This window comes from Marinobacter lipolyticus, from assembly GCF_018424605.1.
In the GTDB taxonomy this organism is placed as follows: Bacteria; Pseudomonadota; Gammaproteobacteria; order Pseudomonadales; family Oleiphilaceae; genus Marinobacter; species Marinobacter lipolyticus_B.
In genome coordinates this window covers 47034-67902 of sequence record NZ_QTKT01000010.1, presented here as the reverse complement: position 1 = coordinate 67902, position 20869 = coordinate 47034, and the positions used below count along the sequence as shown (strand labels likewise).

Sequence of the window (20869 nt, the reverse complement as noted above, 5' to 3'; positions counted from 1 at the left end):
GATTTAGATCGAGCTGATTCTTGTCGTACGATGATTAGATTCAGACGCTTAACGTAAAAAGGCGCACCCTGATCGGAATGCGCCTTGAATTCATCTGGAGCTGGCTGGCGTCGGAGCTGACCCCGGGCCAACCGCTCCGGCAGCACCCGCATGACCGGCACTGCCTTAGAAAGAACCGTTTACTTAACGGCGTCTTTCAGGGCCTTACCTGCCTTGAACCCAGGCACTTTGGAGGCCGGAATCTTGATCTCGGCACCAGTCTGCGGGTTGCGACCGGTACGGGCAGCACGCTCTTTAACAGAGAAGGTACCAAAACCGATCAGAGTAACCTGATCGCCTTTTTTCAGGGCACCGGTAATAGAGTTGGTCATTGCGTCCAGAGCACGGCCAGCGGCGGCTTTGGAGATATCTGCGGACTCTGCAATTGCATCGATAAGTTCGGACTTGTTCACACTAAACCCCTTCGATTTCAGGTTGAAGATGTTATAGGTTGGATTGTTTTTTCTCGGACGTTCTCGACTATCGCATAAGCGGTCAGAGAATTCCATTCTTCAGTTTTTTTATTCCTTGCGGTTGTAAACCGGTGTTCGGAATAGGCACTTACTGCGCGGGAGCCCTTGGTATTGGCTGCTTCACGGCGAAACAGTTATACCAATGGGCTCTCTGGCGTGTCAACAACTCATCAAGGGTTTAATGTGTATTTATGCGTTCGGCAGCATCGGAATCATCATCTCTGGGTTTTCCGGAACCGGTTTTTGACGACGTGTCGGCGGTACGCGGTTCCGGCGAGTAGGCCAGCGCCACGTCCAGCACTTCATCAATCCACTTCGCCGGAACAATCTCCAGTGATTCCTTGATATTATCCGGTATCTCTTTGAGATCACGAACGTTTTCGTCCGGAATAATAACCGTCTTGATACCACCCCGGTGAGCAGCCAGCAGCTTTTCCTTGAGGCCGCCGATGGGCAGCACCTTACCTCTCAGGGTAATCTCGCCGGTCATCGCCACATCGGCTCGAACCGGGATCTTGGTCAGCGCAGAAACCAGCGCGGTACACATGCCGATACCGGCGCTGGGGCCGTCTTTTGGCGTGGCACCCTCGGGCACGTGCACGTGCAGATCGTGCTTTTCATGGAAATCATCGGCGATTCCCAGTCCCGGTGCCCGGCTTCGAACCACCGTCAGGGCGGTCTGAATTGACTCCTGCATGACGTCACCGAGTGACCCGGTTTTCACCACACGACCTTTGCCCTTGGTGAGGGCACACTCAATGGTGAGCAGCTCACCGCCAACCTGGGTCCAGGCCAGACCGGTGACCTGGCCGATCTCGTTGGTTTCTTCCGCCAGTCCGTACTTGAACTTCTTGACGCCGGAATAGTCTTCCAGCATCTCGGGCGCCAGCGTTACAGCGGCTTTGTCGCCGCTTTCCACGTGCTCACGCACCACCTTGCGGCAGATCTTGGCGATTTCCCGCTCCAGGCCCCGCACGCCCGCCTCGCGGGTGTAATAACGGATCAGATCCCGCAAGGTCTGCTCGGGAATCGTCAGTTCGTCCTTGCGCAGCCCGTTGGCCTTGATCTGCTTTGGCAACAGATAACGCAGGGCGATGTTGACCTTTTCGTCCTCGGTATAACCGGGGATCCGGATGATCTCCATCCGGTCCAGCAGCGCCGACGGAATATCCATCGAGTTCGAGGTGCACACGAACATCACATCCGAGAGGTCGTAATCCACCTCCAGATAGTGATCATTGAAGGTATGGTTCTGCTCCGGATCCAGCACCTCGAGCAGCGCCGAGGCCGGATCGCCACGATGATCCATCCCCATTTTGTCGATTTCGTCGAACAGGAACAGCGGGTTTTTCACGCCCACCTTGGACAGCTTCTGCAACAGCTTCCCGGGCAAGGCGCCGATGTAGGTCTTGCGGTGGCCGCGGATTTCCGCCTCGTCACGCACGCCACCCAGCGCCATACGGGTGTATTTGCGGTTGGTTGCACGGGCAATGGATTGCCCCAGCGATGTTTTACCAACACCGGGAGGACCCACCAGACACAGCACCGGGCCCTTCACTTTCTTCACCCGGCTCTGTACCGCCAGGTATTCCAGAATCCGCTTCTTGACCTCGTCCAGACCATAGTGGTCCTTGTCGAGGATCTCACGGGCCTTCTCGATATCGTGCCGCACCCGGCTGCGCTTCTTCCAGGGTACCGCCAGCATCCAGTCAATGTAGCCACGCACTACCGTCGCCTCGGCCGACATCGGCGACATCATTTTCAGCTTGTTCAGCTCCGCTTCGGTTTTCTTGCGGGCCTCTTCGGGAAGACCGGCCTCTTCCAGCTTTTGTTCAAGCTCTTCGAAGTCGTTATTGCCTTCCCCGAGGTTACCCATTTCCTTCTGGATAGCCTTCATCTGTTCGTTCAGATAGTACTCGCGCTGGCTGCGCTCCATCTGCTTCTTCACGCGGCCACGGATGCGCTTCTCCACCTCTATCAGGTCGATTTCGCCATCCAGCTTACCCAGCAGGAGATCCACTCGCTTGCGGATATCCAGCGCTTCCAGCAGTTCCTGCTTCTCCGGAATGCGCATTTCCAGGTGCGCGGCCATGGTATCCGCCAGACGTTCCACATCGGTGATGCCGGTGAGCGCGTTGGAGACCTCCGAAGGCACCTTCTTGGAGAGCTTCACATACTTTTCAAATTCATCCATCAGGGTTTTGACAAGTACATCCGATTCCCGGTCGGGCAAGGCATCCTCGTCAATCATCATGGCCTTGCCGGACAGGTACTCGCCCTCGGCAATTCCGCTCAGGCTGGCACGGGCATTCCCCTCGACCAGCACCTTCACGGTGCCGTCGGGCAACCGCAGCATCTGCAGCACCGTGGCCAGCGTCCCCATCTCGAACACATCGTCCGGTCCGGGCTCATCGGTCGAGGCGTCCCTTTGCGCGACCAGCAGGATTTCCTTGCTGCCCTCCATTGCGGCTTCCAGTGCCTGGATGGATTTTTCGCGCCCCACAAACAACGGGACGACCATGTGCGGAAACACCACCACATCACGCAGGGGAAGCAGCGGGTATTCTTGCACAGACTCTTCGGGTATCCGGGTCATAAGGAATCCTCTGACGACGTTTCTTTCAGCATATCACCCATCATTGGGGCGACCGCGAAAATTGCAATCTTTTTACCAAACGACACAGGCGGGGAAAGCCGGGTTACGGAACAATAAAAAAGGGCGTTGCCGCCCTTTTTCATAGATCCTGATAACCGGTGGCCGGATCAGTCTTCTGGAACTGCCTTGGCGTGGTCACTGCTGGCGTAAATCTTGAACGGCTCGGAATCGCCGCTGATCACGCTCTCGTCTATGACCACCTTGGTGACGTCATGCTCGGACGGGATCTGGTACATGGTGTCGAGCAGGGTCGCTTCCATGATGGATCGCAGACCCCGGGCCCCGGTTTTCCGCTCCATGGCCTTGCGAGCAACGGCTCTCAGGGCGTCCTCGCGGAAATCCAGCTCCACACCTTCCATGTCGAACAGCTTCTGATACTGCTTGGTCAGAGCGTTCTTCGGCTCGGTGAGAATCTGTACCAGCGCCTCTTCGTCCAGTTCCGTCAGTGTGGCAACCACCGGCAGACGACCAACAAACTCAGGGATCAGACCGTACTTCACCAGATCCTCGGTTTCGACATCCTTGATGATGTCGCCGGTATTCTTGGTGTCGTCCGGACTTTTCACCGAAGCCGAGAAGCCGATGCTGCTGCGCTCGGATCGCTCCTGGATGACCTTGTCCAGACCGGCAAAAGCGCCACCGCAGATGAACAGCATGTTGCCCGTGTCCACCTGCAGGAATTCCTGCTGGGGATGCTTGCGGCCGCCCTGCGGCGGCACTGAGGCAACCGTGCCCTCGATCAGCTTCAACAGCGCCTGCTGTACGCCCTCACCGGACACGTCCCGGGTAATTGAAGGGTTGTCAGACTTGCGCGAAATCTTGTCGATTTCGTCGATGTACACAATGCCGCGCTGGGCCTTGTCGACGTCGTAATCGCACTTCTGCAGCAGCTTCTGGATGATGTTTTCAACGTCCTCACCCACATAGCCGGCTTCCGTCAGCGTCGTTGCATCGGCAATGGTGAATGGCACATTCAGCATGCGCGCCAGTGTCTCCGCCAGCAACGTCTTGCCGCTGCCCGTCGGACCGATCAGCAGAATGTTGCTCTTGCCCAGCTCAACCTCGGCCTTACCCTCACCGTAGCGCAGGCGCTTGTAGTGATTGTAGACCGCAACGGAAAGCACGACTTTCGCACGATCCTGGCCGATAACGTATTCGTCGAGCGTATCGCGGATTTCAGCAGGAGTCGGAAGACGATCACTGGCCTCTTCCTGGGCATTCTCCTGAATCTCTTCACGGATAATGTCGTTGCACAGGTCGACGCACTCGTCGCAGATGAACACCGAGGGCCCTGCAATGAGCTTACGGACTTCATGCTGGCTCTTTCCACAAAACGAGCAGTAGAGCAACTTGCCGTTATCGTCGCCCCTGCCGTTTCTTTCATCTGCCATTGAAATACCTCTGATCTTGGTGTGCCGGCGCTACTGGCTAATACGCCGGCCAAGGATGATGCGATTACCTTCAGTATTATTTATTCGGTACGCGCTTATCAAGTATAGAATCAATCAGGCCATAGTCTTTCGCCTGCTGAGGATCCATGAAGTTATCGCGATCGGTGTCCTTCGCGATGGTATCGAGATCCTGGCCGGTGTGATGCGCCAGGATGGAGTTCAGGGTATGACGGATTTTGAGAATCTCACGGGTGTGGATCTCAATATCCGTCGCCTGCCCCTGATAGCCACCCAGCGGCTGGTGAATCATCACACGGGAGTTCGGCAGACAGGCCCGCTTGCCCGCGGCGCCGCCGGCGAGCAGGAAAGCGCCCATACTGGCCGCCTGACCCACACACAGGGTTGCCACATCCGGCTTGATGAACTGCATGGTGTCATAGATGGACATACCGGCAGTGACAGAGCCGCCCGGGCTGTTGATGTAGAGGTGAATGTCCTTGTCCGGATTCTCGGACTCCAGGAACAGCAGCTGCGCCACGATCAGGTTCGCCATGTGATCCTCGACCGGACCCACCATGAAAATCACCCGCTCCTTGAGCAACCGGGAGTAGATATCAAAGGAACGCTCTCCACGAGCGGTTTGCTCAATAACGATCGGAACCAGGCCGGAACTGGTTACCATTGCGGGACCATCAATTGGTTTTTGCGTCATGATGCGCCTGAACTCCTTTTGGACATTGGGGCGTGGCCTCAGGCCACTGCGTTATCAGTGATCTACACCCTATACTCTGCCACCACCGGGCCAAGATGAAAACAGCCGGACATGCCGGCTGTTTTCCCTTTTCGGCCAACCGGGACCAATCTAAGGCCCCGGGTGTCATCAGCGCTGCGGCTGACCAGCCTGCACGGCTTCTTCGTACTTGACCTTCTTCTCTTTGACCTTCGCCTGCTCGAGCACGTAGTCGACAACCTGATCTTCCAGCACCGACGACTCGATCTGAGACTTTTGCTCGGGGTTGCTGTTGAAGTGTGCGACCACTTCCTCTGGCTGTTCATACGTTGACGCGATCTCCTGGATCTTCTCGTCAACTTTCGCCGGATCGGCCTTCAGGTCGTTCTTCTTGACCACTTCCTGGAACAGCAGGCCGGTCTTCACGCGACGCTCAGCCTGCTCCTGGAAGATTTCCTTCGGCAGCTGCTGAAAATCCACCTGCCCCCCAAAACGCTGTACCGCGTCCTGACGCAGGCGATCGATTTCCTGGTCAACCAGTGCGGCCGGAATATCCACCTCAGTGGTTTCCAGCAGGCCATCAACCACGTCGTTCTTGACCTTGTTGGACACCGCCTGCTTGAGCTCGCGCTCCATGTTCTTCTTCACTTCCTCGCGGAACGTGGCTTCGTCTTCGGCGTCGATACCGAACTTCTTGAAGAACTCGGTATCCAGTTCCGGCAGCTGCGGCTCTTCCACTTTGTGGATAGTGATCGCGAACTTGGCCGGCTTACCCGCCAGATCTTCGTTGTGGTAGTCGTCCGGGAAGGTTACTTCAATCTCCAGCTCTTCACCGGTCTTGCCGCCAACGATGCCCTTCTCGAAACCGGGAATCATCTGGCCGGAGCCCAGCGTCAGGCGATGGCCCTCTGCGGCTCCGCCGTCGAATTCCTCGCCGTCGATGGTGCCCTTGAAATCGATGGTCACCACGTCCTTGTTCTTGGACTTGCGCTTGACCTCTTTCATGGTGGCCTGCTGACGACGCAGGTTATCGATCATGTTGTCGATGTCCTTGTCGGCAATTTCCGAGGTCAGTTTCTCTACCGAAATCTTGCTCAGATCACCCAGCTCAATTTCTGGCAGAACTTCGAAGGTGGCAACAAACTCGAGATCCTTGCCTTCTTCCATGACCGTCGGCTCCAGCTTGGGCCAGCCTGCCGGGTTAATGTCCTGCTCCTGCAGCGCCTTGATGTAGCTGTCACGCATCACCTCGCCCACCACTTCCTGGCGAACACTGGCACCGAAACGACGCTTGACCACGCTCATGGGTACCTTACCCGGACGGAAGCCGTTCAGACGGACAGTGCGGGCAGTTTCCTGCAGGCGCTTCTGGACCGCCTGGTCAATTTCCTGGGCGGGCACACCAATCGTCATGCGACGCTCGATGTTGGAGGTCGTTTCAACAGACACTTGCATGGAAGATCCTCAAATTACAGGTTCAGTATGTGAATGAAATTAAACCTAAAAATCCAACTCCGGGCGTTTTCCCGCAGAAGGACCGAAATTTAAAAGCCGGTAGTTTATCACGGTTTGCCCCGCCGAGAGAATCACCTGACAGGTGCACTCTTGCAGCAGCCACATACGGGCCGATCACACATCGACTAACCGCTGGAAACCATTTGGGGACGAATTGACAAAAAGAAAGGGGGGGGGTGGTGCGCGAGGAGAGACTCGAACTCTCACGGGTTGCCCCACTGGAACCTAAATCCAGCGCGTCTACCAGTTCCGCCACTCGCGCACAACGGCATGAAGAATAATCAACGGCTGCGAGGCCATTCAAACAGTTCGTCACATGCGGAATCAAATCAGAAAAGTGGGGTGGACGAAGGGGTTCGAACCCTCGACCGCAGGAGTCACAATCCTGAGCTCTACCAACTGAGCTACGTCCACCACATTGGGACATGCCTTGCGGCAATCACTTCTTTTACCTCAACTTTGCTGATTGGCGAGTCCGGTGCGGACCAGACCAAAGGCTTGATGGCGCGCCCGGCAGGACTCGAACCTGCGACCACCCGCTTAGAAGGCGGGTGCTCTATCCAGCTGAGCTACGGGCGCTTGACCGTTCGCCCACCTGAATATTCAGAAAGTGGTCGGGGTAGAGAGATTCGAACTCCCGACATCCTGCTCCCAAAGCAGGCGCGCTACCAGACTGCGCTATACCCCGTCTGAACTGAACAACAAGTGCCTCAGCAAAGTTGGCGCGCATATTACCGGCACCGACCCCTGCCGTCAACACGGATTTGGAAATTGATCATAACCACACACGATCAACAGACCGCCAGCCGCGGGAATAGTTCCCGGCGGCACCCTTCCGGCCGACCGCCAATTGGAGTTATCAGCGAAGCGTGAGACAATGCCCGCCCTCCATTTTTGCCCAACCGACAAGACAGAGACATGAGCGCCAAACTGATCAACGGAAAAGAGATTGCTGCCCGGGTACGCCAGCAGGTTGCCCACGGCGTGGAAGCCCGCCGCCAACAGGGCCTGCGCGCCCCGGGACTGGCAGTGGTGCTGGTAGGAAATGACGCCGCATCACAGGTCTACGTCGGCAACAAACGAAAAGCCTGCGACGAAGCAGGCATCCTGTCGCTGTCGTACGATCTGCCCGAGGACACCTCACAGGAGGCCCTGGAGGGACTGATCGAAGAACTGAACGAGAACCCGGCGGTCGATGGCATCCTGGTTCAGCTTCCCCTGCCCGCCCACCTCGACGCCGATCCGATTCTGGTCAAGATTCGCCCCGACAAGGACGTTGACGGCTTCCACCCCTACAACATCGGCCGCCTGATGCAGCGCAAGCCCGCGCTGCGCCCCTGCACCCCGGCGGGCGTGATCACCCTGCTGGACAGTATTGATACGCCCTACAAGGGCCAGCACGCGGTGATTGTGGGCGCCTCCAACATTGTGGGCCGCCCCATGAGCATGGAACTGTTACTCAAAGGCGCCACCACCACGGTCTGTCATCGCTTTACCCCGAACCTGGAGAAGTTTGTTGGCGAGGCCGACATCCTCATTGCCGCCGCCGGCAAACCTGGATTGGTAAAAGGCGAATGGGTGAAACCCGGCGCCACGGTGATTGACGTGGGCATCAACCGCATGGAAGACGGCAAATTGCGCGGCGATGTGGATTTCGAGGCCGCTGCGGAGCGCGCCGCCTACATCACACCGGTACCCGGTGGCGTGGGCCCGATGACCATCGCCACGCTGCTGGAGAACACGCTGTACGCCGCCAACGAGCTGCACAAGGACTAACAAAAAAGCCCCGCTCAAGAGCGGGGCTTTTTCTTTACTGCCGAAGCTTACTGGCCGTACTTGGCCTTCGCCTTCAGACGGTAAGCGTGCAGAAGCGGCTCGGTGTAGCCATTCGGCTGCTCGCGACCTTTCAGAACCAGATCCAGCGCGGCCTGGAAGGCAACACTGTCATCGAAGTTACCGGCCATTGGGCGATAGGCCGCGTCACCGGCGTTCTGCTTGTCGACCACCGCCGCCATGCGCTTCATGGTTTCCATGATCTGCTCCTCAGAACAGATGCCATGATGCAGCCAGTTTGCCAGCAACTGAGAGGCAATCCGCAGGGTGGCACGGTCTTCCATCAGGCCCACATCATTGATGTCAGGCACCTTGGAGCAGCCCACGCCCTGATCGATCCAGCGTACAACGTAACCAAGGATACCCTGGGCGTTGTTATCCAGCTCCTGCTGAACGTCCTCAGCGGACAGGGACGCAGGATCGTCCATAACCGGCACGGTCAGGATGTCGTCAAGATTCGCACGGGTGCGGCTTTCCAGCTCTTTCTGGATATCCGCCACCGAGACCTGGTGGTAATGGCTGGCGTGCAGGGTGGCAGCGGTCGGGGACGGTACCCAGGCCGTATTTGCACCGGCCTTCGGGTGGCCGATCTTGGCTTCGAGCATGCCTGCCATCAGATCCGGCATTGCCCACATACCCTTACCAATCTGCGCGACACCACGGAAACCGGTCTCCAGACCGATATCCACGTTCCACTGTTCGTAGGCATTGATCCATGTGGCCTGCTTCATCGCACCTTTGCGAATGAACGGACCCAGCTCCATGGACGTGTGGATTTCATCGCCGGTCCGATCCAGGAAGCCGGTGTTGATGAACACGGCACGCTCTTTGGCGGCGTGGATACAGGCCTTCAGGTTAACGGTGGTGCGACGCTCTTCGTCCATGATGCCCACCTTCAGGGTGAAGCGCGGCAGACCAAGGGCATCTTCGACACGACCGAAGAATTCATTGGTGAAGGCGACTTCTTCCGGACCGTGCATCTTCGGCTTCACGATGTACATGGAACCGGTGGTGCTGTTCTGGAACTTGCCGTTGCCCTTCAGATCGTGAATAGCGATCAGTGAGGTGATCAGCCCGTCCATCAGGCCTTCCGGAATCTCGTTGCCGTCGCTCAGCAGAACGGCCGGGTTGGTCATCAGGTGACCCACGTTACGGATGAACATCAGGCTGCGGCCCTTCAGGCTCAACTCGCTGCCGTTCGCCGCGGTATAGCTGCGGTCCGCATTCATCTTACGGGTCAGCTGCTCACCACCCTTCTCGAAGGTTTCCTGCAGGTCACCCTTCATCAGGCCGAGCCAGTTGCGATACGCCAGAGCCTTGTCGTCGGCGTCCACAGCCGCAACGGAATCTTCGCAGTCCATGATGGTGGTCAGCGCAGATTCCATCAGCACGTCTTTAACGTTGGCGCCGTCATCTTTTCCGATCGGATGGCTGGCATCGATCTGGATTTCAAAGTGCATGCCATTCTTGACCAGCAGAATGCCGGTAGGCGCATCGGCGGCACCGGTGTAACCGACAAAGCCGGCTTCGTCTTTCAGGCCGGTGCTTTCGCCGTTCTGCAGCTTGACCACCAGCTTGCCGCCATCAACCAGATACTTGGCGGCATCTTTGTGACTGCCGGATGCCAGCGGTGCAGAGCTGTCCAGCAGGTTGCGGGCCCACTCAATAACCTTGGCACCACGCACCGGGTTGTAACCGCGACCCTTATCTGCACCACCTTCTTCAGAGATGGCGTCAGTGCCGTAAAGCGCGTCATACAGGCTACCCCAACGGGCGTTGGCAGCGTTCAGCGCAAAACGCGCGTTCATGATCGGGACCACCAGCTGCGGACCGGCCATGGTGGCCACTTCCGGATCCACGTTTGACGTGGAGATCTTGAACTCGCCCGGCTCGTCCACCAGATAACCGATGTCTTTCAGGAAGGCTTTATATTCCGCCATGTCCAGCTTCTGGCCCTTGTGGTCTCGGTTCCAGCTGTCCATCTTTTCCTGAATAACATCGCGCTTGGCCAGCAGTTCGCGGTTACGCGGCGCCAGCTCGTTCACGATCTTGTCGAATTCAGCCCAGAATTTCTCTGCATCAACGCCGGTTCCCGGAATCGCTTCGTTGTTCACGAAATCATACAGATTCTTCGCGACCTGAATGCCGCCGACTTGTACGCGTTCTGTCATCGTTGTCTGCCTCAGTGGGTTAATTTCCCGACTCCCGCTGACACCGGGAGTTGTTCCAATTCGAGCGCCGGATTGTACGTGAAAATCCGTACCAGGTCAGCCCCGGCGCCAGGTTGTTCCTTCACGGGAATCGTCAAGAATAATGCCTTTTCCCGCCAGTTCGTCACGGATACGGTCACCTTCGGCGAAGTTTTTCGCCTTGCGGGCTTCTGCCCGGGCCTGGATCATGGCCTCGATATCCTCGGCCGTCAGCTCGCCGCCAGTGTCCGCCTGAAAGAAGGCTTCCGGGTCCTGCTGCAGCAGGCCCAGCACGCCGCCGAGGCGCACCAGTACCGCGGCGGCCTCTTTCGCCTCGTCTTCTCTGCCGTCACGACGATGCTGATTGATGTCATTGGCCACGGCGTGAAGTACTGCAATGGCGCCAGCGGTGTTGAAGTCATCGTCCATGACCTCCTCGAAGCGCCTGTCGTGCTCCGTTTCCGCCACATTCTTGGCCGGGATCACCCCTCGCAGGGCATGGTAAAGTCTGGTCAGCGTACGACCCGCCTCCGCCAGGCTCTCTTCCGAGTAATCCACCTGACTGCGGTAATGGCTGGAAACCAGGAAATACCGCACGATCTCCGGCGGGTACTTTTCAAGAATCTCACGGATGGTAAAGAAGTTGCCCAGGGACTTGGACATCTTTTCCTTGTTCACCCGAATGGCGCCGGCGTGCATCCAGGTGTGCACGAAGGTCTGGCCATGGGCGCATTCGGACTGGGCGATTTCGTTTTCATGGTGCGGGAACAGCAAATCGGGCCCGCCACCGTGAATGTCAAAGGTTTCACCGAGACAACAGTTGGACATGGCGGAGCACTCGATGTGCCAGCCCGGCCGGCCATCGCCCCAGGGCGAAGGCCAGCTCACCTCGCCCGGCTTGGCGGCCTTCCAGAGGGCAAAATCCGCCGGGCTGCGCTTGGCTTCCTGCACATCCACACGGGCGCCGGCCACCAGGTCTTCCAGCTTTTTCTTGCTGAGCTTGCCGTAGCCCTCGAACGATTCCACCGCAAAATAGACATCGCCGTTGTCCGCGGAATAGGCATGTCCGCTGGCCACCAGCTTGTGAATCATCGCCACGATCTCATCAATATAGGCGGTGGCGCGCGGCTCTTCCGTCGGCGACAGCACGCCGAGGCGGGCCTCATCCTCATGCATGGCGCGGATCATCCGGTCGGTCAGGTCGGTATAGACCTCGCCGTTCTCATCCGCCCGGCGCAGGATCTTGTCGTCGATATCGGTAATGTTGCGCACGTAATGCACATCGAAACCGCGATGACGCAGGTACCGGGTGATCACATCGAAGGCCACCAGCACCCGGGCGTGCCCCAGGTGACAGTAGTCGTAGACGGTCATGCCACACACGTACATGCGCACCTTGCCCGGCTCAATGGGCCTGAACTCTTCCTTTTGCTGCGTGAGCGTGTTGTAGATACGGATCACTTGCCCCCCTTACCCCAGGAATCGCGAAGTGTGACGGTGCGGTTGAACACCGGGCGACCGGCGGCGGCCGTCTGCTCCTGGTCGCAGAAAAAATAGCCCTCCCGCTCAAATTGGTAAGGCAGATCGGTGCGCGGCTGGGCCAGCCCCTTCTCAACTCGGGCACCGGTCAACACGACCAGAGACTCCGGATTGATATGGTCCACCAGGTCGCCGTCTTTGTCGCTGTCCGGAGCTTCGTGGTTGAACAGGCGGTCGTACTGGTTGATGTCCGCTTCAACGCTGTCGGTCGCGGAGACCCAGTGGATGACGCCATTGGGCTTGTAGCCCCCCGGATTGACGCCCAGGGTATTCGGGTCGTATTCGCACTTCAGCTCCACGATGTCACCGCTGTCGTCGCGGATGACCTCGCGACAGGTCATGACGTAACCGCCACGCAGACGCACGGCCTGATCCGGCGCCAGCCGCTTCCATTTGCGCGGCGGCTCTTCCACGAAGTCCTCGCGATCAATGAACAGCGTCTGACTCCAGGTCACTTCCCGCTCACCCATGCCCGGGTTTTGCGGATGCACCGGCAACACCAGGGTCTCGGCCTGATCGGCCGGATAATTGATCAGTGTGACTTTCAGCGGACGCATCACGCACATAGCGCGGGGCGCGCGGGTGTTCAGATCCTCACGGATGGCGTGCTCGAGCATGCCCACATCGACCGTTCCGCCAGCCTTGTTGACGCCGACCATATCGCAGAACGTGCGGATGGATTCGGGAGTATAGCCACGGCGCCGCATCCCGGAAATGGTTGGCATGCGGGGGTCGTTCCAGCCATCCACGAACCCTTCATCCACCAGGCGCCTGAGCTTGCGCTTGGAGGTAATGGTGTAATTCAGGTTGAGCCTGGCGAATTCGATCTGCCGCGGCTGGCAGGGGCCGGAGATGTTTTCCAGCACCCAGTCGTACAACGGGCGATGGTCCTCGAATTCCAGCGTACACAGGGAATGGGTAATACCTTCCAGGGCGTCGGAAATCGGATGCGTAAAGTCGTACATCGGATAGATGCACCACTTGTCACCGGTCTGATGGTGGTCGGCGTAGCGGATACGGTAAAGAATCGGATCCCGCAGGTTGATGTTGGGGGACGCCATGTCGATCTTTGCCCGCAGCACCAGTTCGCCGTTCTGGTACTTGCCATCGCGCATGTCACGGAACAGCTGAAGATTCTCCGCCACCGGACGGTCCCGGTAGGGGCTGTTCTTGCCTGGCTCCTTCAGTGAGCCGCGATACTCTGCCATCTGATCCGCGGTCAGCGCACACACATAAGCCTTGCCCTTCTCGATCAGCTCCTCGGCAAAGGTATAGATGGCGTCGAAATAATCCGAGGCATAACGCACCTCCCCCGCCCAGCTGTAGCCCAGCCACTCCACATCCTGCTTGATGGCGTCGATGTACTCCTGGGATTCCTTCTCGGGATTGGTGTCATCGAATCGCAGGTTGCACTCACCCGCGAAGGTTTCCGCAATTCCGAAGTTCAAGCAGATGGACTTGGCGTGGCCGACGTGCAGGTAGCCGTTTGGCTCCGGCGGGAACCGGGTCACCACCTGGCCGCTGTGCTCGCCTTTGGCAATCGCGTCCTCGATCAGGCTCTGGATAAAGTTGTGGGCTTTCTTTGACTCGGCGCTCATAGGTTCTCTGTCAAAAGGGAGTGGATCTGAAACCGCGTATTATACTCATAAATCCACCCCTAACTCATGCACACGCACAAACTCTTCAGTACAATAGTTGCCCCGTACGCTTTCACTTCTCTACACAGGAAACCCTGATGATTCTGCTGAAAACTTCCCACGGTGATATCACTCTGGAACTGGACTACGACAAGGCACCTGAAACCGCGAAGAACTTCGAGCAATACGTTCGTGACGGCTTTTATGACGGTCTGATTTTCCACCGTGTAATCAGCAACTTCATGATTCAGGGCGGCGGCTTCGAGCCGGGCATGGCGCCACGCAAGACTCGCGATCCGATCCAGAACGAGGCCGATAACGGCCTGAGCAACATGCAGGGCACCGTCGCCATGGCCCGCACCATGGACCCGCACTCGGCTACCGCCCAGTTCTTCATCAATGTGGAAAACAATGGTTTCCTTGACCACACCGCCAAGAACGCCGAAGGCTGGGGTTACTGCGTGTTCGGCAAGGTGGTGGACGGCATGGACACAGTCAATGCCATCCGCGCGGTACGCACCACCATGCGGGCCGGCCACCAGGACGTTCCTGCTGAAGACGTGGTGATCGAGAAAGCCGAAGTGGTTGAGGGCGGAGGCGCGGCGTGACCACGCTGTTCATTTCGGATCTGCACCTTGAGGAGTCCCGCCCGGACATCACCGAGGCTTTTCTCGCCTTTCTGGAAAAGCGCGCGCAAGGGGTAAGCCGGCTCTACATTCTCGGCGATTTCTTTGAAGCGTGGATCGGAGACGACGAGCGCACGCCGCTGCAGGAAACCGTTGCGGGGGCCTTGAAGGCCCTCAGCGACGGCGGCACCGACATCTTCCTGATGCACGGCAACCGGGACTTTCTCATTGGCGAGGAGTTCTGCACCCGCGCCGGCGCTACCCTGCTGGACGATCCAACGGTGGTGGACCTTTACGGCACCCCCACCCTGCTGATGCACGGTGACAGCCTGTGCACCGCCGACGTGGAGTATCAGAAATTCCGCCAGAACATGCGTAACCCCCAGTGGCAGCAGATGATTCTGCAGCGGCCCCTGGCCGACCGCCAGCAAATGGCGCGGCAGTTACGGGAAATCAGCATGGCGAAAAACCAGGGCAAAGAAGAGTTCATCATGGACGTCACACCGGAGGAGGTGGTGAAGGTCATGGAGGAACACGGGGTTCAGCGGCTGATTCACGGCCATACCCACCGCCCGGCGGAGCATTCACTGCAAGCCAATGGCAAGCCGGCCAAACGCATCGTGTTGGGAGACTGGGACCAGCATGTATGGTGGCTCAGCGTCGAGCCGGGCAACGAGCCCGTGCTGGACAAAGCCCCTCTCTGAGGGGCTGTCGTCAGATACTGACATCGGCTGGCTCCCGGTACGTTTCCAGCCGTTTGAGCCAGCCCGGCAGCCAGCGCTCCCTTTCAATCGGCCGCTCGGCGTTGTCTGCGCGCCGGGTCAGTACCTGCGCCGCAGCCTCCCGGAATCGGGTGAGCGCCGGTCGGTTGGGCTCGGCGGACATCGCCTGCAGCACCTGCAACAGCCCCCAGCCCTGACCGTCATAGCGCTCCTGCGGCGACACCCCCTCACCCTTGAAGTTCACATAATCGATCAGCGCATAGGCGCCACCGGGCGATGCGCTCAATTCACCAAGCCGCGCCCGGATAAAGGCCCGCTCATTGGCCGGCGCAGCTGCCACCACCTTATCGAGGGAAGCACGGGCCCGGCGCAGGATGAAGTCGGCCTGCACAGCTTTCGTATCGGCCAGAAAATCCCGTAGCGCGGTGACCCGGTCACTGCCCGCTTCCGCCTGGAACGATGCGCGGTTGGGCCAGGGAGCATCGGGCACCGGGTCTTCGGCCAACCAGTCGGGCAGGGACACGGAGCGGGCCTTCATGTGGCTGATCAATGCCGGAAAGCTCTCCACGAACCGACCCTCCTGCCCCTGCGGGTACCAGATAAAGTGGCCAATACCCAGCGATGGAAAGGCCTCCCCCACGTTCCAATGGACCAGGCATTCGCGGCGCCCGGCACATTCGTTCTGAAACACCTGGTCACCAATCCACGCCAGTTCCGGCTCCGTCAGCGACAGCCGTGGGTCTGGCTGTCGGGCAGATGCAGCGGTAGCGATACACAACAGCAACACTGTAAGACCCAGTGACACCCCGATCCTGACCATGACACCCGTTCCTTTGCCCATGCTAAAACCGGTATTTAACCATTCCACCGCCTTTCTGCCAGATTAATTCTGGGACAGGGGGCCGGGCAAAGCCGGTCCAACAGTTGAAGCCTGAAACCACTGGCGCATACTGTATGGATACATCCGATACAGGAATACGCCCCCATGAGATCCCTCTCGGTTCTGACGGACCGTCGCTTTCTATTGACCTTTCTGCTGGCACTGGGCTGGCTCCTGTTGGTGCGCGCCGGCGTCATCCTGCAAAGTGGCGTGTGGCCCAGCCCGGTAGGCACCATCGGGGGCGACCTTGCCGGGGCGTTCATTCTTGCCGTGCTGCTGACGATCACCCGGGGGCCTTTCCGGGTCGCACTGGTGGTTCTGCTTGGCTGCGCGGCCTATGTCGCCGGCATGCACCTGACTGCCCACGGCACCCTGTTTCAACTCGCCTTTGCCGGCAAAGGCATGGACCCCACTTTCATTACGGGCAGTCTCGTTAACGTCTATTTGTTCCTGCTGCCACTCTACCTGTTTCTGGCCTGGGCGCTTCACCGTGCTCATCGCGCCCTGGTGCCGCAACCGCCGCGAGGCTTTACCGCGCTCACCGGCTGTGCCGTCGCGGTGGTGGCCATCTACTCGCTTTCCTTTCCCAGCCTGACCACCCCCGCCAACAACGTGGTGGCCAGCGTGTTCGCACAGATACCGGGCGCCATTCTCTATCCCGTGGGCACTGTCATCGGCGATGAAGCGGTGGAAGCTGACGCCAGCCTGGAGGCACGCACCAACTTTTTCCACCAGCAAATCACCTCCCGCCCCAGCGACAGCTCCCCCAACGTGCTGCTGATCATGATCGAAGGCATGTCCGGCGGTTACTTCCCCAGCATCAGCAGGTACCACAACCTGACACCCACTGTCGTTCTGGAGCAACTGGAAGCCACCCTGCTGGCCCAGGGTTTTCGCCTCTACCAGAACACCCTGAGCCTGGAACGCCAGACCGACCGGGGCACCTTCGCCATCCTTTGCGGGCGTTATCCGGATTTCCGCCGGCCGTCCAACAAAATGGCCGATGTGGCCGAGGAGCGGGCAACGCCCGAATGCCTGCCCAAAAAGCTGCGCGAGAACGGCTACCACACCGCTTACTGGCAGGCGGCGCCGATTGAGTACATGCAGAAAGACCAATTTATGCCCAAGGCCGGGTTCATGGACGTGACCGGTGCTGAACGGTTCGACCACGAAAACGCCGCCGACGGCTGGGGGCCGCCCGACCCGATCTATTTTGATGACGTCGAAAAACGGCTGCGGGCCCTCGACCAACAGACGAGCCCCTGGTTCGTCACCTTGCTGAATGTGGGCACCCACCACCCGTTTGAGATAGGAGAAGAGGCCGAGCAGGAAATCGAGGCCCGGCAATCCGAGCCGCTGGAAGACCCACTGGAAGCGGCCCTGCCGCAGCCCCAGCAGGCACGGCGTAACGCCATGAATGTAATGGAGACAACCCTCAGCGCGTTTCTCGAAAATCTTAATGCGGACGGCATCCTCGACAACACCCTGGTGATTGTGACGTCGGACGAATCCGGTGGGTTTGTGCGGGAGGACCACGAAACCCTGCCCCTGAACAGCAATCTGGGGGTACTGGCGGTGCGCCCGCCGAATCCCCAGAGCCTGAACCACTACGCGCCGGCCACCGCCATCACCGCGCAACTGGATATTCCCATGACCATTCTGGATGCCGCCGGGCACGGCGACCAGGCGGGGAAAATGGTGGGCCGCAGCCTGCTGGTGACCAACGACCGCAAACGTCGCGACATCATGCTCGCCGACACCTACACCGGGCTGAAATACTTCCTGCGCGAAAGCGGCCAGCTGCTTTCCTGCACGGAGATGCTGACACGATGCACCTCCTGGTCGTTTGATCCCAAGCGGGTGTTCGGCACTTTCCAGGAAACGGACGAACCACCGTTCCTGTCTCTTGAGGAGCGCATGGCGTTGTTCGAGAACACAACCCAGGCCGATCCAGTCACCCACTAGCCCAATGCCACGGCTAACCATCAGGAGCCCTGAAGTCACCGGCTTATGAAGACGTTGATTGCCAGCACACTGAACCTGTTGCACCGCCAGCGCCGGGCATTACTGACGTTCTATCTGTTCTTTTCCGGACTGGCGATGGCTGCGCTGACACCCGCGGTTACCTGGGCACTGGCCTCGCTGCGCCCGGTTACCGGGCGCGCCGCTGTCAGTACCGGCGGCATCGTTGAGTTCCTGACCTCGCCCGGTGGCGTCGTCTGGGTATTTGCAACTCTGAGCCTTTCCGTTCTGGTGATCCTGCTTCAGCAGGCCGGGATGACCCTGATTGCGGCATCGCCACCCTATCGGCACTATCGCACGGCACTGGGTGCGGTCTGGGGCACGGCGCGGAAGTTTCCGGCCCTGATTCAGCTGACCCTGCTGCAGGTGGTCACCCACCTGCTGGTGGCCATGCCCTTTCTGCTCGCGATCGGCCTGGGCTGGAGCTGGCTGCTGGAGCACCATGACCCCTACCTGCTTCGCCTCGAAAAGCCACCGGAATTCTGGTGGTTCGTTGGCGGCGCGCTGCTGGCTGCGCTTGGATTGATCACCTGCAACGGTACGCTTTTCCTGCGCTGGATACTGGCCGTACCCTGCCTGATGCTGGAGAGCTTCAGCCCTCTCGAGGCTCTGCGAGAAAGCAGGCGACTTACCCGTGGGCACCGGGGTCATGCCACCGGAGTGCTGACGACAGGGCTGGCGGCGGTGCTGCTGTTACCGGTTCTGGTGACGGTGGCGTTCGATCAGATCGCGACCGCGCTGTTCGCTATCCTGCCCGATCAGGCCGCTGTTCTGGCGCCGTTTGTTCTGGTGTTCATTAGCTGCTACATCGTTATCGGCGTCGCCGTCACGTTTTTCGGCACGGCGGCGTATGGCGCCTTCATCGTGAGCCTTTACCACCGTGCCAGCGGCAAAACCGTGACCGCGCCGGAACCGGCCCTGCAATATCCGATGCCGGAGAACGCCGGCCCGAAAGCCTGGATCGCAGAGGCTCTGGTGGTCATTCTGGCGGTGGGGCAGGCATGGTTGGTGGTGGACACCCTTGGCCAGCGGGAAGAAGTCACCGTGACCGCGCATCGGGGCAGTGCCTTCAAAGCCCCGGAAAACACCCTCAGCGCTATTGAGCAAGCCATTGCAGACGGTGCGGACTACGTCGAGATCGACGTTCAACTCACGGCGGACGGCGTGCCTGTGCTCTGGCACGATTCGGACATGACGCGGATCTTCGGCCTGGGGCAACGCATCAGCGAGACCCCGTTCGACGCCATCCGCAATCGCGATGCCGGCACATGGTTTGATCAGCGCTTCGGCAGCGAACGCATCGCCACGCTCGCCGAAGCCATTGAGACCGCCCGCGGTCGCGCCGGCCTGTTCGTTGACCTCAAACCGGATCGCAATACCCCGCAACTTGCGCGGGCCGTGGTCGACCTGCTGCAGGCAAAGAACTTTGTAGCCGGCACCATTGTGGCTGCCGCCGACTGGACAACCCTGCAGGAAGTAAAGCGACTGGAGCCGGAACTCAAGACCACGCTGCTGGCCCAGTTCGTGATGGGCCCGCTGTGGGACGATAACTACGATGTACTCGGCCTGCGTATGAACCGGGCCACGCCCACTGCGGTCGCGCGCGCCCACCGCGCCGGCAACGAACTCCACGTCTGGACGGTGAATCAGCCCGCGGCCATGTCCCGGTTCATCGATATGGGCGTCGACAATATCATCACCGATCGTCCGGACGTCCTCAGCGAGCTGTTGCAGGAACGCGCCAGCCTCTCGGATGCGGAGTTGCTGGCCGTTAAACTCCGCAACTGGCTGCGTTAATCGTCGGCTACGCGGTCGCCGGGCTCGCTGCCCTGCAGGCGCCGATACGCCGTCCACGTAACCCAGAGCGCGGCCGTAAAATAGGGAAACGAACCAAAAACCCACATAATCAGCCCCGCCAGCTGCTGGTCTTCGAGCGCATACTGATCACCATAAAGCGGCCTCTGTGCGAAGGTCAGTATCGCTCCCAGTATTCCTGTATGCATGAGGGTCAACAGGAGCGAACAAAGTGCCAGTCCGATATGGCGACTTGCGCTGTTCAGCACCGCCCACCAGAACAGCACTGCTGTAGCGATAAAGCTGATGTGCTCGATCAAGTGCAGCCAGGGATCCCGAAGTGCGAGCAGGTAGAAATAAGGCAGGTGCCAGAGCCAGATCGTCAGCCCATGCAGGTAACCCATGGCTAAAGGGCGATTCACGAACCGAAAAAACAGACTTACCGTTCGCGCGGGTGTGCCACCCAGCCCCCTGGTGATCTGCGGCAAGGCCCGGCTCAGTACCAGAAGCGGCGCCATCAGCCCGATAAACAGCATATGCTGAACCATATGCGCGCTGGCGCTCGCTGTTGCCCAACTGTCCAGCGGACCCCACATTGCGAACATACCAATCAACAGCGCGCCGGGAAAAAACCACGACCGCCGCCTGCGGTGAGGCCGCGGCCAGCCCCCCCTTAAAAACGCCCCCCAAAGCAAAGCGAAGCCCGCCATGCCGATGAGCGAGACCAGCCATTCGTCGCCCACATCACCCTTCACGCTATGACCAAACGCAGGGAGGGGAAGCGAACTTGCCAGTGCGACTGCAAATAGCTGAGCCATTCGGC

The 20869-nt window shown here is 59.2% G+C and carries 15 protein-coding genes and 4 tRNA genes; 5 read left to right on the top strand and 14 right to left on the bottom strand.

The window, feature by feature from the left end:
* Window positions 1–179: 179 nt before the first annotated feature.
* From DYI22_RS13775 to DYI22_RS13735, 9 genes are all read right to left on the bottom strand, one after another.
* Window positions 180–452 carry an HU family DNA-binding protein gene (locus DYI22_RS13775; protein ID WP_008174603.1) on the bottom strand — a complete coding sequence of 91 codons (273 nt, stop codon included), beginning with the start codon at window positions 450–452 and terminating at the stop codon, window positions 180–182.
* Between the two features lie 238 nt (window positions 453–690).
* The gene (gene lon / locus DYI22_RS13770) at window positions 691–3108 is read right to left on the bottom strand and encodes an endopeptidase La (RefSeq protein WP_213478666.1); all 2418 of its coding nucleotides are present in this window, start codon (window positions 3106–3108) and stop codon (window positions 691–693) included.
* 167 nt (window positions 3109–3275) lie between these two features.
* The gene (clpX, locus tag DYI22_RS13765; RefSeq protein WP_213478665.1) at window positions 3276–4559 is read right to left on the bottom strand and encodes an ATP-dependent Clp protease ATP-binding subunit ClpX; all 1284 of its coding nucleotides are present in this window, start codon (window positions 4557–4559) and stop codon (window positions 3276–3278) included.
* A gap of 76 nt (window positions 4560–4635) precedes the next feature.
* Window positions 4636–5271 (bottom strand): ATP-dependent Clp endopeptidase proteolytic subunit ClpP, encoded by a 636-nt coding sequence (gene clpP, locus DYI22_RS13760; protein WP_213478664.1) that lies wholly within the window; start codon window positions 5269–5271, stop codon window positions 4636–4638.
* A gap of 168 nt (window positions 5272–5439) precedes the next feature.
* Window positions 5440–6744: a trigger factor gene (gene tig / locus DYI22_RS13755; protein ID WP_213478663.1), complete on the bottom strand. Its 1305-nt coding sequence runs from the start codon at window positions 6742–6744 to the stop codon at window positions 5440–5442.
* 237 nt (window positions 6745–6981) lie between these two features.
* Window positions 6982–7066 (bottom strand) — tRNA-Leu (locus tag DYI22_RS13750).
* Between the two features lie 76 nt (window positions 7067–7142).
* Window positions 7143–7218, bottom strand: a tRNA-His gene (locus DYI22_RS13745).
* Window positions 7219–7306: 88 nt separating this feature from the next.
* A tRNA-Arg gene (locus DYI22_RS13740) sits at window positions 7307–7383 on the bottom strand.
* A 32-nt stretch (window positions 7384–7415) separates the two neighbouring features.
* Window positions 7416–7492: transfer RNA gene (locus DYI22_RS13735), tRNA-Pro, on the bottom strand.
* A gap of 230 nt (window positions 7493–7722) precedes the next feature.
* Here DYI22_RS13735 and folD point away from each other — a divergent pair.
* Window positions 7723–8580 carry a bifunctional methylenetetrahydrofolate dehydrogenase/methenyltetrahydrofolate cyclohydrolase FolD gene (folD, locus tag DYI22_RS13730; protein WP_213478662.1) on the top strand — a complete coding sequence of 286 codons (858 nt, stop codon included), beginning with the start codon at window positions 7723–7725 and terminating at the stop codon, window positions 8578–8580.
* 47 nt (window positions 8581–8627) lie between these two features.
* On the opposite strand, the gene DYI22_RS13725 is transcribed toward folD, so the two are convergent.
* The 3 genes from DYI22_RS13725 to DYI22_RS13715 all read right to left on the bottom strand — a co-directional run bounded on the left by DYI22_RS13725 (window position 8628) and on the right by DYI22_RS13715 (window position 13963).
* The gene (locus DYI22_RS13725) at window positions 8628–10808 is read right to left on the bottom strand and encodes a malate synthase G (RefSeq protein ID WP_213478661.1); all 2181 of its coding nucleotides are present in this window, start codon (window positions 10806–10808) and stop codon (window positions 8628–8630) included.
* 96 nt (window positions 10809–10904) lie between these two features.
* A complete protein-coding gene (cysS, locus tag DYI22_RS13720; protein WP_213478660.1) occupies window positions 10905–12287 on the bottom strand; it encodes a cysteine--tRNA ligase in 1383 nt (460 codons plus the stop codon).
* A complete protein-coding gene (locus DYI22_RS13715; protein WP_213478659.1) occupies window positions 12284–13963 on the bottom strand; it encodes a glutamine--tRNA ligase/YqeY domain fusion protein in 1680 nt (559 codons plus the stop codon). Before DYI22_RS13715 ends, cysS begins: the two co-directional genes overlap by 4 nt.
* 137 nt (window positions 13964–14100) lie before the next feature.
* Here DYI22_RS13715 and DYI22_RS13710 point away from each other — a divergent pair, with 137 nt between their 5' ends.
* Together DYI22_RS13710 and DYI22_RS13705 are read left to right on the top strand one after the other, a co-directional pair.
* On the top strand, window positions 14101–14610 hold the full coding sequence (locus tag DYI22_RS13710; RefSeq protein WP_213478658.1) for a peptidylprolyl isomerase: 510 nt from the start codon (window positions 14101–14103) through the stop codon (window positions 14608–14610).
* Window positions 14607–15332 carry a UDP-2,3-diacylglucosamine diphosphatase gene (locus DYI22_RS13705; protein WP_213478657.1) on the top strand — a complete coding sequence of 242 codons (726 nt, stop codon included), beginning with the start codon at window positions 14607–14609 and terminating at the stop codon, window positions 15330–15332. Before DYI22_RS13710 ends, DYI22_RS13705 begins: the two co-directional genes overlap by 4 nt.
* 10 nt (window positions 15333–15342) lie before the next feature.
* Here DYI22_RS13705 and DYI22_RS13700 read toward each other — a convergent pair whose 3' ends face one another.
* Window positions 15343–16170 (bottom strand): hypothetical protein, encoded by an 828-nt coding sequence (locus tag DYI22_RS13700; protein WP_213478656.1) that lies wholly within the window; start codon window positions 16168–16170, stop codon window positions 15343–15345.
* A gap of 165 nt (window positions 16171–16335) precedes the next feature.
* Between DYI22_RS13700 and DYI22_RS13695 the strand changes: the two genes are divergently transcribed.
* Window positions 16336–18195 (top strand): sulfatase-like hydrolase/transferase, encoded by a 1860-nt coding sequence (locus DYI22_RS13695; RefSeq protein WP_213478655.1) that lies wholly within the window; start codon window positions 16336–16338, stop codon window positions 18193–18195.
* A gap of 45 nt (window positions 18196–18240) precedes the next feature.
* The gene (locus DYI22_RS13690; protein ID WP_213478654.1) at window positions 18241–20049 is read left to right on the top strand and encodes a glycerophosphodiester phosphodiesterase family protein; all 1809 of its coding nucleotides are present in this window, start codon (window positions 18241–18243) and stop codon (window positions 20047–20049) included.
* On the opposite strand, the gene DYI22_RS13685 is transcribed toward DYI22_RS13690, so the two are convergent.
* Window positions 20046–20864 carry a cytochrome c oxidase assembly protein gene (locus DYI22_RS13685; protein WP_213478653.1) on the bottom strand — a complete coding sequence of 273 codons (819 nt, stop codon included), beginning with the start codon at window positions 20862–20864 and terminating at the stop codon, window positions 20046–20048. The two genes, DYI22_RS13690 and DYI22_RS13685, sit on opposite strands and share 4 nt — an antisense overlap.
* Between the last annotated feature and the right edge of the window lie 5 nt (window positions 20865–20869).